Source organism: Leptospira sp. B5-022 (assembly GCF_000347035.1).
GTDB lineage: Bacteria > Spirochaetota > Leptospiria > Leptospirales > Leptospiraceae > Leptospira_B > Leptospira_B cinconiae.
In genome coordinates, this window is record NZ_ANIJ01000006.1 from 63,018 (window position 1) to 79,038 (window position 16,021).

11 protein-coding genes are annotated in these 16,021 nt (G+C 42.4%); 10 read left to right on the forward strand and 1 reads right to left on the reverse strand.

Annotated features, from left to right (window positions below):
- Positions 1-140: 140 nt before the first annotated feature.
- From LEP1GSC192_RS00945 to LEP1GSC192_RS00990, 10 genes are all read left to right on the forward strand, one after another.
- A complete protein-coding gene (locus LEP1GSC192_RS00945; RefSeq protein ID WP_020768080.1) occupies positions 141-737 on the forward strand; it encodes an NADPH-dependent FMN reductase in 597 nt (198 codons plus the stop codon).
- A 15-nt stretch (positions 738-752) separates the two neighbouring features.
- A complete protein-coding gene (locus LEP1GSC192_RS00950; RefSeq protein WP_020768288.1) occupies positions 753-2,012 on the forward strand; it encodes an MFS transporter in 1,260 nt (419 codons plus the stop codon).
- A gap of 118 nt (positions 2,013-2,130) precedes the next feature.
- The gene (locus tag LEP1GSC192_RS00955) at positions 2,131-2,523 is read left to right on the forward strand and encodes an OsmC family protein (RefSeq protein ID WP_020768229.1); all 393 of its coding nucleotides are present in this window, start codon (positions 2,131-2,133) and stop codon (positions 2,521-2,523) included.
- An 88-nt stretch (positions 2,524-2,611) separates the two neighbouring features.
- The gene (locus LEP1GSC192_RS00960) at positions 2,612-3,760 is read left to right on the forward strand and encodes a hypothetical protein (protein ID WP_020768284.1); all 1,149 of its coding nucleotides are present in this window, start codon (positions 2,612-2,614) and stop codon (positions 3,758-3,760) included.
- Positions 3,761-3,881: 121 nt separating this feature from the next.
- Positions 3,882-5,240, forward strand: a complete 1,359-nt coding sequence (locus LEP1GSC192_RS00965; protein ID WP_020768346.1) for a GAF domain-containing sensor histidine kinase — start codon at positions 3,882-3,884, stop codon at positions 5,238-5,240.
- Positions 5,237-5,869: a response regulator transcription factor gene (locus LEP1GSC192_RS00970; RefSeq protein WP_020768387.1), complete on the forward strand. Its 633-nt coding sequence runs from the start codon at positions 5,237-5,239 to the stop codon at positions 5,867-5,869. The genes LEP1GSC192_RS00965 and LEP1GSC192_RS00970 overlap by 4 nt, the downstream gene beginning before the upstream one ends.
- A gap of 195 nt (positions 5,870-6,064) precedes the next feature.
- Positions 6,065-11,284, forward strand: coding sequence for a HAMP domain-containing protein (locus LEP1GSC192_RS00975; protein WP_020768187.1), 5,220 nt, complete (start codon positions 6,065-6,067; stop codon positions 11,282-11,284).
- A gap of 14 nt (positions 11,285-11,298) precedes the next feature.
- Complete coding sequence (locus tag LEP1GSC192_RS00980) at positions 11,299-12,462, forward strand: sensor histidine kinase (RefSeq protein ID WP_036088635.1); 1,164 nt, start codon at positions 11,299-11,301, stop codon at positions 12,460-12,462.
- Positions 12,459-12,938 carry a response regulator gene (locus tag LEP1GSC192_RS00985; RefSeq protein WP_020768065.1) on the forward strand — a complete coding sequence of 160 codons (480 nt, stop codon included), beginning with the start codon at positions 12,459-12,461 and terminating at the stop codon, positions 12,936-12,938. Before LEP1GSC192_RS00980 ends, LEP1GSC192_RS00985 begins: the two co-directional genes overlap by 4 nt.
- Positions 12,939-12,997: 59 nt before the next feature.
- Positions 12,998-13,759, forward strand: a complete 762-nt coding sequence (locus LEP1GSC192_RS00990; protein WP_020768360.1) for a response regulator — start codon at positions 12,998-13,000, stop codon at positions 13,757-13,759.
- Between the two features lie 3 nt (positions 13,760-13,762).
- Here LEP1GSC192_RS00990 and LEP1GSC192_RS00995 read toward each other — a convergent pair whose 3' ends face one another.
- Positions 13,763-15,913: a TonB-dependent receptor gene (locus LEP1GSC192_RS00995; protein WP_020768425.1), complete on the reverse strand. Its 2,151-nt coding sequence runs from the start codon at positions 15,911-15,913 to the stop codon at positions 13,763-13,765.
- Positions 15,914-16,021: the final 108 nt, after the last annotated feature.

Here is a 16,021-nt window from a genome sequence, read left to right on the forward strand (position 1 = left end):
TTTATTCAAACGAGGTCTAAACACAAACATTTTCAGTTTTTTTTTCGAAAAAATGAGAAAAAAACAGATCTTGGGTATTTACTTAAAGTTCACTTTAACTTGTAGAATATAATTACCAAAAAGAAGAAGGGTATCCTATAATGTTATTAGAAAAGATCAATACCGGTACGAACTTACGATTAGGAATTATATTAGGCAGTACTAGAAAGGGGAGATTTGGAGAGACCGTCGCAAAATGGTTTGAAGAGATTGCAAGACAAGATAACCGATTTGAGACGGATCTAATCGATCTTTCCGAATTTTCTCTTCCTTGGGACATGTCAAAGGATATGGATTCGGATCTTTCCTTATTTTCGGATAAAATAGCGGAAACCGATACTTTTGTAGTAATTACACCGGAGTATAATCACGGATATCCTGCTTATTTAAAGTTGGCAATTGATTCGCTTCATGAGGAATGGAGTGCAAAACCTCTTGGATTCGTTTCCTACGGGGGAAGTTCGGGCGGTTTGAGAGCGGTGGAGCAGCTTCGCAATGTATTTGCCGAGTTGAGAATGACCACCATTCGGGATTGCGTCAGTTTTCATTGGGCTCATGCCAGGTTCCATAACGGAAGACCTACTGAGGAATTTCGTTACGCTTCTTCGGCGGAGAAATTATTGAATGAATTGTACTGGTGGGGAAACGTTTTAAAACAAGCTAGAATGAATTTCCCCGGGTCCGTTCTGAGATCATGATCTTAAGGAATAAATATGAAATTTACGTTTAGTAAATACCAAATCTTCGTAGTCGCATTATTGGCATTTATCCAATTTACCGTAGTTCTTGATTTTATGATCTTATCTCCATTAGGAGTTCAGGTCATGGAACAACTGAAAATTTCCACGTCCAAGTTCGGCCTAGTGGTTTCCGCTTATGCATTTAGCGCGGGGATTTCCGGGATATTGGCGGCGGGTTTTGCGGACAGATTCGATCGTAAGAAGATGCTTCTATTTTTTTACGGAGGTTTTGTTTTAGGGACCGTTCTTTGCGGAATTGCGCCGAATTATGAATTTTTACTTTTTGCAAGAATAGTAACGGGACTTTTCGGCGGCGTCATAGCTTCTATCAGCTTTGCGATCATTGCGGATCTATTTCCTCTGGAAGTGAGAGGAAGAGTGATGGGGCTTGTGATGACGGCGTTTGCAGCCAGCCAAGTTTTCGGTCTTCCGATCGGTGTATTTTTCTCTAATATTTGGGGATGGCAATCTCCTTTTTGGATGATCGCACTTATCAGCGGCCTTGTAGGAATTGCGGCAATTTTTAATCTGCAACCTATCGTTTCTCATTTGAGCGAAAAAACGGAAAATAAGGCGATCAAACATTTGGTCGTAACCGCCGGGAATCCAAATTATCTTCCGGGATTTTTGGCGATAATGCTTTTGGCAACTGGCGGATATATGCTTATGCCTTTCGGTTCCGCATTCAGTGTTCATAATTTAGGGATTTCTTTAGAAGATCTTCCTTTAGTATATTTTGTAACGGGAATCGTAAGTATGGCGGCCGGACCTTTGATCGGTAGGGCGGCGGATAAATTCGGAAAGTATTCTGTATTTTTATACTCTTCGTTAATCACCTGCATGATCCTATTCTATTATACGTCAATGGGGATCTCTCCTCTCTGGTTTGTGATACTGATCAATTCCGCATTATTCATCGTGATAACGGGAAGGGTAATTTCTGCTAATGCGTTGAATTCCGCCATGCCTGAGCTGAGAGATAGGGGAGCCTATATGGCGATCAGTTCTTCTTTACAACAATTATCCGGAGGAATTGCTTCTTACGCGGCTGGACTGATCGTCATCCAGACACCGAGCGGATATATCCAAGGTTATCCGAACCTGGGTTACGTAGTGATTACTGCCATTTTGGTAACTGCAGCCATCATGTATAAGGTGAATGAATACGTTCAATCCAAACAATCTGCTCCTGTAAAAAACGAACCGGAAGCGGCTCTCGTTTCGGAAATCTGAGTGAAATTTTTCTCAGAGAAGAAGGGTGAATTCTTCTCTGAGAAATTCCAGAACCACTAGCGGTGATCTTCTATATTCGGATTGCTTTTAAAAGCGGATCTCCTATCCTTCTTACCTTATGAGCGATATAGAAGTTACGGTTCTTAGTACCCCAGAAAATTACAAAACAATCCTTCGAAGTAAAAACCACGAAGTACTCGCGGATGAATCCAAGGAAGATGGTGGAGGGGATCTCGGACCTTCTCCTCATGAATACCTTCTTCTTTCCTTGGGAGCTTGTACTGATATTACTATTCGAATGTATGCACAAAGAAAAAAAATGGCTCTGAAAGAAGTGATTGTGGAACTGAATCTCACAAAATGGACAGATCATACAGAGATCCAAAGGATCGTAAAACTGGAAGGAAATTTGAGCGAACAGGAAAGAGAAAGGCTTTTGCAGGTTGCAAACGCTTGTCCTGTTCACAAAACGCTGACTCATCCGATCCAGATCGAGACCAAACTGGGCTAAATACTAATTTTCCAAGCCTTCCTATAATTCTTTAGGAAACGAAGATGCTGGAAACGGGTCCAATTTTTCGAAATATCTCTTTGATCGTATGAAATTCCATATCTTTAACCCTGTTTCCTTCTTCTTTCTAGTATCCTGCACTTTTTCGATTTCCTGCCTCTCCTCCGTAAAAGATCCAAAAGAAGAGTTCGTATATGTGCAGAACGTCCAAGGACGAAATGAGGAAGAGGCGGAATTGAACGCGAAACGGAAAATTTTGGAAAACGGTCTCGGGGAATTAATACAAGGATCCGCTCAAGTTGTCGGTGGAAAATTAAAGGAAAGTATCGTTAATTCTTCCGTGGAAGGTTTTGTATTAGAATATTCTAAAATAGGTGCGACTCGAAGGTCGGCGAGCGGACTTTTGGAAATCGATGCCAAAGGAAAAGTGAACCAAAAAGCGGTCCAAGACGCTTTGAAAGAAAGATACAAAGAGCTTGGGAAACCCAAGTTTTTAGTGTTCATAGAAGAAAGAATATTAGGAAAACCGAACATAAAAGGGAAAGTTGGGGTCACGGAAAACGAGCTTATTCGGATCTTTACGGATTTCGACTTTTTGGATAAAAAACAATTCTATCGTGTTCTTTTTAAAGAGGGGAAGATGGACTCTGCGGCTTTTTCGGAACATTCTTTTGAGGAAAAAATATTATCCTTAGCTAATGAGTCCGAGGCTCAGATATTACTCGTGGGTCAAACCGATGTCACCGACCTGGGTAGGATAGAAGACACTAGGCTTCATTCTTATCAATCCGTACTTAGATTCAAAATTTTTGATGTAAATACCGCCCGGATCATAGCAGCGGATAATTCTTCCGGAGTTTCTCCTCATATTAATCCGGACACCGGTGTTCAGGAATCCATCAAAAGATCAGTCGAAAAAGCCTATCCTAAGATCAAGGAACAGATCTCCAATAAATGGAAACCTGGAAATCTGATCCGGATCAAAATAGAAGGACTGAGCTACGACGAATACTTGGATAAGGATGTGCAAGGGATCATTCGGACCATTCAAGGAGTCAATCGGGTGAGCGAAATACTAGGCTCCGATCCGAATAAAGGGATTGTTTTGGAAATAGAAGCGTTGTATAACGGCGGAATTTTATATCAAAAACTTAGGGAAAGAAAAGAGGATCTTGGTTTGAAGTTCTCTCAACAAGAGGTAAAGCCCTCTTATATCCATTTAATCTTTAAAAAATAAGAATATTATACCTATCTATCTCGTTACAATATTCGATTTAATACATTACTATTTTCTTTTTCTTCGTTGTTAGGCGAAAAAACGGATTGAAAGATAAAAATTTTAATCGGATAATCGCGGGGTGCAAGGCTTTTCGAATATCGACCAAGAGCCGAGTTATGGCTCCTTCTCCGAACCTCTCTCCTACGAATCCGAAGGATTTTCCAAGGAAGCTCCTCATGATAGGTCCGATTCGGAAGATCAAAATACAAAAGAGGAACTCTTAAAAAAGATCTCCGTACTGAATCTTTTACAACAAGTGGCCACTGCAGCGAACGAAGCAAATGATGTGGAATCGGTACTTCAGTTTTCCGTGGACAGGATCTGCCTTATCGCAAAATGGAAATTAGGTCTCGTATTTTTAACGTCGGAAGATTCGGAAAGACCGGAATATTCTTCCATCTCCTTCTCTCGAGAAGAGACTTTCTTAAAAGAGTTTAGAAATTTAATAAAGACCAGATCCAGAAAAGAAGGATCCATTCTTTCCGAAAGAGTCAGAAGATCTAGAAAACCGATCCTGCTCGAAAATTTTCCTTCTTATCTAAAAGGAGAATTAAAAGAGCTATCAATTAGGGCGGGAATTGAAGCGGCGATCGGGATTCCTATTTTAGTTAAAGAGAACTTGGTCGGAGTTTTGGAATTTTATTCAGGCAATAAATCCGCCGATCCTTCTTTTTTTGAAGCTGTTTCCCATATCAGTTCTCAGATTGGGAGGGTATTCGAGAGAAGGGACTCGGAAAATTATCTAAAAACCTCGGGAGAACAATTAAGAGCTTTGTCAGCTAGGCTGCAAGAAGTAAGGGAAGAAGAAAGACTCCTGGTCGCAAGAGAGATACATGACGAGTTAGGCCAATTATTGACCGTTCTTAAAATAGATCTTACATTATTAAAAAATAATTTTCAAAAATCGAACGGTTCCGATTCCAAATTAGTATCCGAACTTCTATCCATGATCAAGGTGGCGGACTCGGGTATAGAGTCCGTACAAAGGATCGCCACGGAACTCAGACCTTTAATTTTAGAGGATTTAGGATTATTGGAAGGGATAGAATGGTATGCAAAGGACTTTGAAAAAAGGACGGGGATTCGCTGCGAAATTATGATCCCTGCGGGAATTCTATCCTTAGGAAAGGAAGCATCCATTGCGTTATTCCGTATTTTCCAGGAAGCATTGACTAACACAGCCAGGCATTCCGAGGCGAGTTTCATTCAAGTTTCCTGCTTGGAAGAAGGCGCTTTTCTCATTCTAAAGATCCGAGATAACGGGATCGGCATCGATCCTAAAAAGATGAACCAGTCCAAATCATTAGGATTGATCGGCATGAGAGAAAGAGCGGTTGTTTTAGGTGGGGAAGTTTCCGTTTCGGGAGAAGCGGAGAAAGGCACAAGTGTGATCGTAAAAATTCCAATCTCAAATCGAAATACGGAGGAGTTCCGATGATTTCCACATTGATCGCTGATGATCATTTATTGATCCGAGAAGGTTTAAGAAAGATCCTTTCCGAAGAGGAAGATATAGAGATCGTATACGAGGCGGAAAATGGACAGCAGGTTTTGGATTACCTTGCAGGCAGGTCTGTGCAAGTGTTGATCTTGGATATAAATATGCCTATGATGAGCGGTCTGGATATATTAAAATATGTTCATAAACTTTCTCCTGATACTAGGGTATTGATCTTAAGCATGTATCCGGAAGATAGGTTTGCGGTTCGGGCTTTAAAAGCGGGCGCATCCGGTTATATCACTAAAGCCAGTGCGGGAGATGAACTTATCTCAGCAGTGCGTAAGGTCATTGAAGGAGCCAGATATATCAGTCCTGAGGCGACTGAGATGCTGGTGAGAGAACTTTCTAAACCGACGGACCGACTTCCTCATGAAACTCTTTCCGAAAGAGAGTTTCAGATCCTTATGCTTTTGGTAAAAGGTAAGAACGTTCGATCTATTTCGGGAGATCTGGGTTTAAGTGTAAATACGGTAAACACATATAGAGCCAGGATTTTTGAAAAGATGAGTTTGAAATCCACACAAGAGTTGGTTCGTTACGCCTACGATCATAAACTTTTGGAATAAATTTCCAAGTCTGAGAATAACTCTTTTTTGTAATATTTGTAATCCCCTGTCACAAGAAATGTGACAGGGGATTATTCGTTTAAGGTAAGCCTTACGATCTATTTTTTGAAATAATTTTTGTTGTTATTCCCGGCTTTTTACGTCATCATTCTCCCTTGCGTGCATTAACCTTTTATTATAGGTTTAGGTCCTGCCATGAAGAATGCCCCGACATTAGATCCAAAACAAGACAAAGACTCTTTAAGCCCAAAACAATTATTGGAAGTGCTGACTGCATTTAAGAGAGGAGACTTCTCTAAAAGAATGCCTTTAGACCAAGTAGGGGTTGCAGGGAAAATTTCCGACTTATTGAACGATATCATGGACCAGAACGATAGAATGGTCAAAGAGTTCGAAAGGATCAGCAATGAAGTAGGACAAGAAGGTAAAATTTCACAAAGGGTTAGCGGCATTTCTTCCGCCGGTTCTTGGGGTACTTGTATGAATTCTATCAATTCTTTGATTGGAAATCTTGTACAGCCGAATACCGAAGTGATGAGGGTGATCGGTGCAGTGGCAGGCGGCGATCTTTCTCAGAACATGTCTCTGGAGATAGACGGAAGACCTCTCAAAGGTGAATTTTTTAGGACTGCCAAGATCGTTAACATCATGGTGGATCAGTTGAATTCATTCGCCTCCGAGGTGACCCGGGTTGCCAAAGAAGTAGGAACGGAAGGTAAACTGGGTGGGCAAGCCGATGTTCGCGGAGTTGCCGGAACCTGGAAAGATTTAACGGATAGTGTGAACTCCATGGCATCTAACTTAACCGGTCAGGTGCGTGATATTGCCGAAGTTACAAAGGCCGTTGCAACCGGTGACTTATCCAAGAAGATCACAGTGGATGTTAAGGGAGAGATCCTAGAGCTTAAGAATACGATCAACACAATGGTAGATCAGTTGAATTCATTCGCCTCCGAGGTGACCCGGGTTGCCAAAGAAGTAGGAACGGAAGGTAAACTGGGTGGACAAGCCGATGTTCGCGGAGTTGCGGGAACCTGGAAGGACTTAACGGATAGTGTGAATTCTATGGCATCGAACCTGACAGGTCAGGTTCGTAATATTGCCGAAGTTACTACAGCGGTAGCTCGAGGGGACCTTTCCAAGAAGATCACAGTGGATGTTAAGGGAGAGATCCTCGAATTGAAAGATACGATCAACACGATGGTAGACCAGTTGAATTCATTCGCTTCCGAGGTAACCCGGGTGGCAAAAGAGGTAGGAACGGAAGGAGAGTTAGGTGGCCAGGCGGATGTTCGCGGAGTTGCCGGGACTTGGAAGGATTTAACGGATAGTGTGAACTCCATGGCATCGAACCTAACCGGTCAGGTTCGTAATATTGCCGAAGTTACTACAGCGGTAGCAACCGGTGACTTATCCAAAAAGATCACAGTGGATGTTAAGGGAGAGATCCTCGAATTGAAGGATACCATCAACACGATGGTAGACCAGTTGAACTCGTTTGCTTCCGAGGTAACCCGGGTGGCAAGAGAGGTGGGAACGGAAGGTAAACTGGGCGGACAGGCGGATGTGCAGGGAGTTGCCGGGACTTGGAAGGATTTAACGGATAGTGTGAATTCGATGGCATCGAACCTAACCGGTCAGGTGCGAAATATTGCCGAAGTTACTACAGCGGTAGCTCGAGGTGACCTTTCCAAGAAGATCACAGTGGATGTTAAAGGAGAGATCTTAGAGCTCAAGAACACGATCAACACGATGGTGGATCAGTTGAACTCGTTTGCCTCCGAGGTGACCCGTGTGGCCAGAGAGGTGGGGGCAGAAGGTAAACTGGGTGGACAAGCGGATGTTCGCGGAGTTGCCGGAACCTGGAAGGATTTAACGGATAGCGTGAATTTTATGGCCGGAAACTTAACCGGTCAGGTGCGTGATATTGCCGAAGTTACAAAGGCCGTTGCAACCGGTGATTTATCCAAGAAGATCACAGTGGATGTTAAAGGAGAGATCTTAGAACTTAAGAATACGATCAATACGATGGTGGATCAGTTGAATTCATTCGCTTCCGAGGTAACCCGTGTGGCAAGAGAGGTGGGAACGGAAGGTAAACTGGGCGGACAGGCAAATGTGCAAGGGGTTGCCGGTATCTGGAAAGATTTAACGGATAGTGTGAATTTTATGGCAAATAACCTGACCACTCAGGTAAGGGGCATCGCCAAGGTGGTGACCTCCGTTGCAAACGGGGACTTAAAGAAAAAATTATATTTGGAAGCAAAAGGGGAGATCGCAGAACTCTCGGATACGATCAATGATATGATCGATACCCTGGGACTATTCGGGGACCAGGTGACCACGGTTGCAAGAGAGGTAGGTATAGAAGGAAGATTAGGAGGTCAAGCGAGTGTGCCGGGGGCCGCAGGTCTTTGGAGAAACCTTACGGATAACGTGAACCAGCTTGCTTCTAACCTGACCGCTCAGGTGAGAGCGATCGCGGAAGTGGCAACAGGGGTGACCAAAGGAGATCTTTCTCGAACGGTCACCATCCAAGCGGCCGGAGAGGTAGCGGCCTTATCCGATAACATCAACGAAATGATCCGTAACCTAAGAGAAACCACTCGGATCAACACGGAACAAGACTGGTTAAAAACAAACCTTGCAAAATTCACCAGGTTATTACAAGGGCAAAGGAACTTAGTCAACGTTAGTAAACTCATTTTGTCCGAACTTGCACCTCTTGTCTCCGCACAACATGGAGCATTCTTCATAACGGAGAATGTGGAAGAAGGACCGGTTCTCAAACTACTTGTCAGTTATGCCTATCAAGAAAGGAAGAATGTATCCAATCGTTTTTATCCGGGAGAAGGTCTGATCGGCCAATGTTTTCTGGAAAAAGAAAGGATCCTTGTTACTCAAGTACCTTCCAGTTATATCAAGATCAATTCGGCTTTAGGAGAAGCCCCTCCAATCAATATAGTCGTCTTACCTGTGTTATTCGAAGGTGAAGTAAAAGCGGTGATAGAACTTGCCTCCTTCTCCAGTTTCACTCCGATCCATTTGAATTTTTTGGATCAGTTGACCGAAAGTATCGGGATCGTATTGAACACGATCGCCGCAGGTATGAGAACGGAAGAACTTCTGATCCAATCCCAAACTCTGACGGAAGAGTTGCAAGGAAGACAGGAAGAGTTGACGAGCACCAACCAACGATTGGAAGAACAGGCAAAATCGCTCAAAGCATCCGAAGATATGCTCAAGGACCAAAGGGAAGAGCTACAGGAAAAGAACGAAGAGTTGGAAGAAAAAGCGAGATTACTCGCTAAAAAGAACAGTGAGGTAGAAAGAAAAAACAGGGAAGTAGAACAAGCCAGACATTCCTTGGAAGAAAAAGCAAGACAACTTGCGCTTACTTCCAGATACAAATCCGAGTTCTTGGCGAACATGTCCCACGAACTTAGGACTCCTTTGAATAATATGCTGATCTTATCTCGCTTATTATATGACAATGAGAGTAAAAACCTGTCTGAAAAACAGACGGAATATGCAAAAACGATCCATAGCTCCGGAAATGATCTTTTACAGTTGATCAACGATATATTAGATCTTTCTAAAATTGAATCCGGTAAGATGAGTGTGGATCTGGATTCCGTTTCAATCGAGGAACTGGGAGGATATTTGGATCGTTCTTTTAGGGAAACTGCAAGGAATAAGGACCTGAAGTTCCAAGTGGAAATAGATCCGGATCTTCCTTCTAGGATCACTACCGATTTGCAAAGATTACAGCAGGTCCTACAGAACCTTCTCTCGAATGCATTCAAATTTACTCATAAAGGTGGTGTGAAACTGAGGATAGAATCTTCTCTTTCCGGTTGGAGCGCGGATCATAAAATCCTAAACCAAGCCGGCGGTGTGATCTCATTTTCAGTGATAGATACGGGTATAGGTATCTCACCGGAAAAACAAGGCTTGATCTTCGAAGCATTCCGACAGGCGGACGGTAGTACGAGCCGAAAATACGGAGGAACGGGACTCGGGCTTTCCATAAGTAAAGAGATTACTCGTATTCTAGGCGGAGAATTGAAACTGGAAAGTGAACCGGAAGTGGGAAGTAAGTTTACCTTATATCTTCCTTTGGATTATATTCAAGTGGAAGATAATCCTATCGAGCCAGGCTCCATTAAATGGTCCGAAGATCCTGAGAATGATTCTTACGTCTCCGATCCTTACGTAAGAAGTAAGATCAAATCAACTAGGAGAGTTTTAGAGGATGAAACCCAGAACGAATCGAATGAAAAAGTTTTGATCATAGAAGAGGATGAGGCATTCGCGAAATCCCTCTTGGAGGTTGCTAAGAGTAACGGGTTCAAGGGGACCGTCGCGCTGGATGGAAAAAGCGGCATCTCGGTGTTACAAGAATCTTCATTTAATGCCGTCTTGTTGGATGTCCAACTTTCGGACATGGATGGAAATTTGATCCTGAATTGGCTAAAACGAAATCCTAAACTCAGACAGATCCCGGTCCATGTCCTCTCGGGAGAAAATGATTGGAAAAGAAGTTTGGAGATAGGCGCGATTTCTCATCTGAGAAAGCCGGTTGGGATCGAGTCGTTGAATGAAGCATTCGAGAAGATCAAAACATATCTGCATAAGACAGATAAAACACTTTATGTTTGTGGAATAGAGAGGGAACATTCGGAATTTCTAAAGGAAAAACTGACCACCAAGGACTTAATTATGAAGAATATAGAGTCGGGGCAGGAGCTTTTGGAGATTCTGAAAAAAGAAATCCCGGACTGTATTTTAATAGGGAGAGAATTTAAGGATATGTCCGTTCCGGATCTGATTTCGAAGATCAGCTTATTGGACCCTGAAAGGACGTTGATTATATTCTATTCGGATGAGAAGAATGGACCGGAAAGTTTTCGGAAACTTCTATCCTTTAACGATTCGAATATCCTAAAATTCGTAAATTCTTATGCAACATCGCTGGACGAGATCAAGATCCATTTTCATGAACCTGAATCCGTTTCTAAATCGGGAGATACATATTCTCTGGAAGGGCATAAAGTATTGATCGTGGATGACGATGTACGGAATATATTCGCTCTAACCAGTATGTTAGAATTACATAAAATGAAAATACATTATGCTGAAAACGCAATAGATGGAATTCAAATATTGGAAAAAAATCCGGACATAGAGATCGTTCTAATGGATGTGATGATGCCGGATATGGACGGATACGAGGCCATGAAGGTCATTCGTTCCAAAGCGGAATTTGTGAATCTTCCTATTTTGGCGCTTACGGCAAAAGCGATGAAAGGAGATCGGGAAAAATGTATAGAAGCAGGGGCGACCGAATATATCACTAAGCCGGTAAGTGTGGACCATTTGCTTTCTTTACTTCGCGTATTGTTGTGCAGGTAAATATGGAACAAACAATGAAAGTAAGTATCTTACTTGTGGACGATCATGCTGATAATCTGCAAGTAATGGAGCATATTCTCAAAAGTCCCGAATTAAATTTGATCAAAGCAGGCTCGGGAGAAGAAGCTTTGAAAGCACTTTTGGACGAACCGGAGGAAGTCGCATTGATCTTCATGGACGTAAGAATGCCCGGAATGGACGGCTTCGAAGCGGCTGCTTTGATCCGACAGAGAGAAAAATGCGCCAAGATTCCGATCATCTTCCTTACGGCTTATGCAAATAACGAAACAGGAATGTTCAAAGGTTATTCTTTGGGAGCGGTGGATTTTTTGGTGAAACCTATGGCGCCGGAGATTCTCCGATCCAAGGCTGCCGTCTTCGTAGATCTGCATAAGAAAAACAAAATATTACGGATACAAGAGGAACTTCTAAGACAAAGTCATGACGAATTGGAAATCCGTGTAGAGGAAAGGACTTTCGAATTACATCGGGTGAATAACGAATTAATGAACGAGATCGCAGAAAGAAAGAGAGTCGAAGAAGCATTAACGGCCTCATTAAAGGAGAAGGAAGTTTTACTCAGAGAAATTCACCATAGGGTAAAAAATAATCTTCAGATCGTTTCTAGTATCCTGAGTCTGCAAGGAAACTACATAACGGATCGTAAGTCTTTGGAAATGTTCCAAGACTGCCAATCTAGGATAAAATCTATTGCTTTGATCCATGAGTTATTGTACCAAAATGAGGACCTGGCACATACCGACTTCCAGGAATATCTGAACAGTTTGGTTACCAACCTTCTGAGGACCTATCGGGTAAATTCGAAAATACGATTTGAAATACACGCAGAAACGATTCATTTAACTTTGGATACAGCGATCCATTGCGGATTGATCGTAACGGAGCTTGTTACCAACTCCTTAAAATACGGATTTAAGGATAGGAGCGACGGAACGATCAAAATCTCAATTATATCTAAATACGACGAGTATTCTTTGACTGTGGAAGACGACGGTGTCGGTTTTCCCGAAGAAATTGACTATCGACAAACCGATTCTTTAGGTTTACAATTAGTTAATACTTTGACCAATCAAATAGACGGAAGTCTGATCCTGGATCGGAGCAAAGGGACTAAGTTCACCTTAGTCTTTCGGGAAAGGAGCCGAGTTCGAAAATGATCTCCAGCGAAGCAAAAATATTGATCGTAGAAGACGAGAGTATAGTCGCTAAGGACATACTCAGTAAATTGTCCGATCTCGGTTATGATTTCGTAAGTATCGCTTCCACCGGAAACGAAGCATTAAGAAAAGTTTATTTAGATAAACCGGACCTTCTTCTTATGGATATTATGTTATCCAGAGGGAATTACGATGGGATAGAGACGGTCCAGGAGATTTTGGACAAGATGGATCTTCCTGTGATCTATCTGACCGCTTATGCGGATGAATCCACACTTTTGCGCAGTAAACCCACTCGACCGTACGGATATCTGCTTAAACCTTTTCAGACCAAGGAATTACAGATAGCGATTGAGATAGCTCTGAATAAATACGGTCTAGATAAAAAGAGAAAAAGGGAAAGAAGAAATATGTCGGCCATATTGCACGGTGTAAAGGACCTCATTAAACCTTCTTCCGAAGAAGCCGGTATTTGAAACATTATAATAAAAAATAATATTCTAATTTATTAAAGTTAGATATTTTCGGAGACGAAATGAAAGCTGCTAGGATTTTGATCGTAGAGGACGAGGGTCTTGTCGCCCAGGATATTCGGCATAGATTGGTAAGGATGGGATATCCGGAACCAAGTATCGCCAATACCGGTGAAACTGCGGTCAAACAGGCAATTGCACTACAGCCTGATTTGATCTTGATCGATATTGTTCTTGCAAACGGATATTTGGATGGAATAGACGCTGCTAAAAGGATCCGAAAGTTTTTAGACGTTCCTATCGTTTATATTACTGCTTCTTCGGATTCTCAGACATTGACCAGAGCAAAATTAACGGAACCGAATGCGTATATTCTAAAACCGTTTCAAACCAGGGAATTGCAGATAGTGATCGAACTGATACTCTACAAGCACCAAGTGGAGAAGGAGTTGATGGAAAAGGCGAGACTTGTTTCTGCAGAGCTTCGTAATATGCAGGAAGGAGTGATCGCTTTCGATTCTAAGGGACAGATCTCGTTTATGAATTTATCTGCGGAGAAGCTCACCGGTTGGTTGGAATCGGATGCTATCGGAAAACCGCTCGGAGATGTGCTGAGTATGAAAAATCTTCCGGATATGGAAAGTTTCGAATTGGATAACCATCTTTCGGAAAAAATCCCCATTGAGTCGGTTCCTTCTCACGGGCTCTTACTGTCAAAGAACGGACTTAGTACCGAAGTGTTTACATTTACTAAATCCGTTCCTAAAAATAAGGAAGTGGACGTGGACCGTATTTTGGTCATACGAGACTACATCAAAAAATAGACCTTAAAAAGAAGCCCGCACTGAAATTCGTATCGATCTAGGCAGAGCGGGGTGGGTATGTATATCATTGTATCCACCTTCATTCGGACCTACCGGTTCGTTCTTTAATCTGGAAGCGTAATAATAATCTATATCGCTCACATGAGCGTTCAATAAATTAAATACTTCGAAAACGATACTTAGATCTTCGCCGATATTCCTTCCGAATTGGAAATTTACAGTCGTGGACGCGGGAGATCGAACCGTATTGTCTTCGATCAAGGATCGATTCCCGAAATATCTCACCCTTAGAGACCCGAAAAATCCATCAGGATTTTTTAATGTGATCCCGGAAGCCAATGTATGGCGGATGGAACCTGGGATATAATTCCCTGAAGGATCATCATCTCTGAACCTTGATTTGGAAGTTGCAAAATCCGCATCTATCATGAGCCAAGAATTATAAGAATAATAATTGGCCCATTCGATTCCTTTTCGAGTGCTTGGTCTGCTTGCTTCCGTGGTGCCGTTATCGCCGGTGAACAAGAGTTCTGAATTCATATCCAATTGCCAAACGGAGAAAGTGGATTGCCAACCGTGGACCGGTTCGGTCCGAATTCCAACTTCTCCACCCCTTGTTTGGACCAAAGGATTTGCTGGATCCGTTTTTTGGACCACACCTCTTGCATCATTACTATGGAATCCGTATCCACCGCTTATATAAAGTTCAATTTTACACCAAGGTCCTATAATGATACTTCCTTTCGGGCTATAGATTCTTGCGTTCCTATCGGCTCTTTCTTTCGTTCCCCAATCATCGACGTTAAATGTATAATAGTCTCCTCTTATCCCGAATACCGTTCTGAATTTATTCGCCCATTGCATCTTGTTTTCATAATATAATCCGGAGCTGAGTTGTGTGATCCCATCTTCTCTTACCGTTTCTAATCTGGCTCTTTTTTCGGTATGGAAGAGTCCGTTTTGGATATAATCTCTTCTGATCTGAAGTCCGATGGTGTTCTCCATTCGGATCCCCCAGAATTCGCTGATATCCTTATAACTGGATTTACTGCCTGCAATCGTTCTTCGATCCGCTTGTTCGTGTTGGTCTCCTCTTTCGGGATCGTCCAAGTAATATGTGAAGTTGGAGAATAATCGTAAATCGTAATATATACCGTAAAATTGGGTTTTTGCCTCGTATCCCTTTTCGGAACGATGAGCTTCAAAGTTGATACTGGCTCTGTTTGACCATCCGCCGTCGTTATGGTCCACACTTTCGAATCTGCTTAAACCCGAATCCGGTTCCAACCATGAGTCGCCTAGTCTAAGCGCCCTTTTAGGAGCCTGCCCTGTAGAATGCCAGCTACCTTTATAACCCATGAGACCGATGCTAAATCCTTTTTGTTTATTTCCAACGGAATAACTAGTGACACCATTCACTCTTCTGAAGTTATCCGAAATTACCCAAGGACCGTCATTATGGGAGGCTTCGAACGCATACAAAAGATCTCCCGGGCCTAACTTATGGGATTTTGCGATCAAAGTCCTTGCATAACCAAGGGTTCCACCTTCCACATTCGCAATCCCTTTTACAAGACTCTTAAAATAAGAAATATTGAATGCACCTGCCGATGCGAAGTCCCCTTGGTCGGCATAATAGACACCCTTCTTATATTGTATTTGTTCCACAAGTTCAGGTATAAGAAAGTTCAGATCCGTATAACCTTGACCGTGAGCGTGACTAACGTTATTTACCGGCATTCCGTCCACATTGGAAGAAAGATCCGTTCCGTGATCCAAGTTGAAACCTCTTAGAAAGAACTGGTTCGCTTTACCCCCTCCGCTATGTTGGGTTACGATCGCACCCGGAATTAATTCCGCGACTTCTCCCTGCCTCATAATAGGTCTAGTCTTGATCTGATCGGAACCTACCACACCTTCGCTTGCCGAAGATGCGATCCCGATTAGATTGGACCTTCTATCCCGGATTACGATCGTATCCGGCTTATATTCCGAGATCCTTTTTTTGAACTCCGATTTTTCGGTATCCGTCTTTTCTTTTCCGTTAGTCGGTTTTGTTTCCTGATCCTGGGAAAGGATAGGGGATAAGCTCGCACATACAAAGTACGATAAGGATATGCCTAAGCCGACAATCCGAAGGATATTTTGTTTCATGGTTTCGTCCGTTTTTTGGAAAACTTTCGAAACAAAGATAAACTAACGAATGTTAGACTAATTTACGTCAAAATACGAATACGTAAATTGGGTAAATATATTTAATGA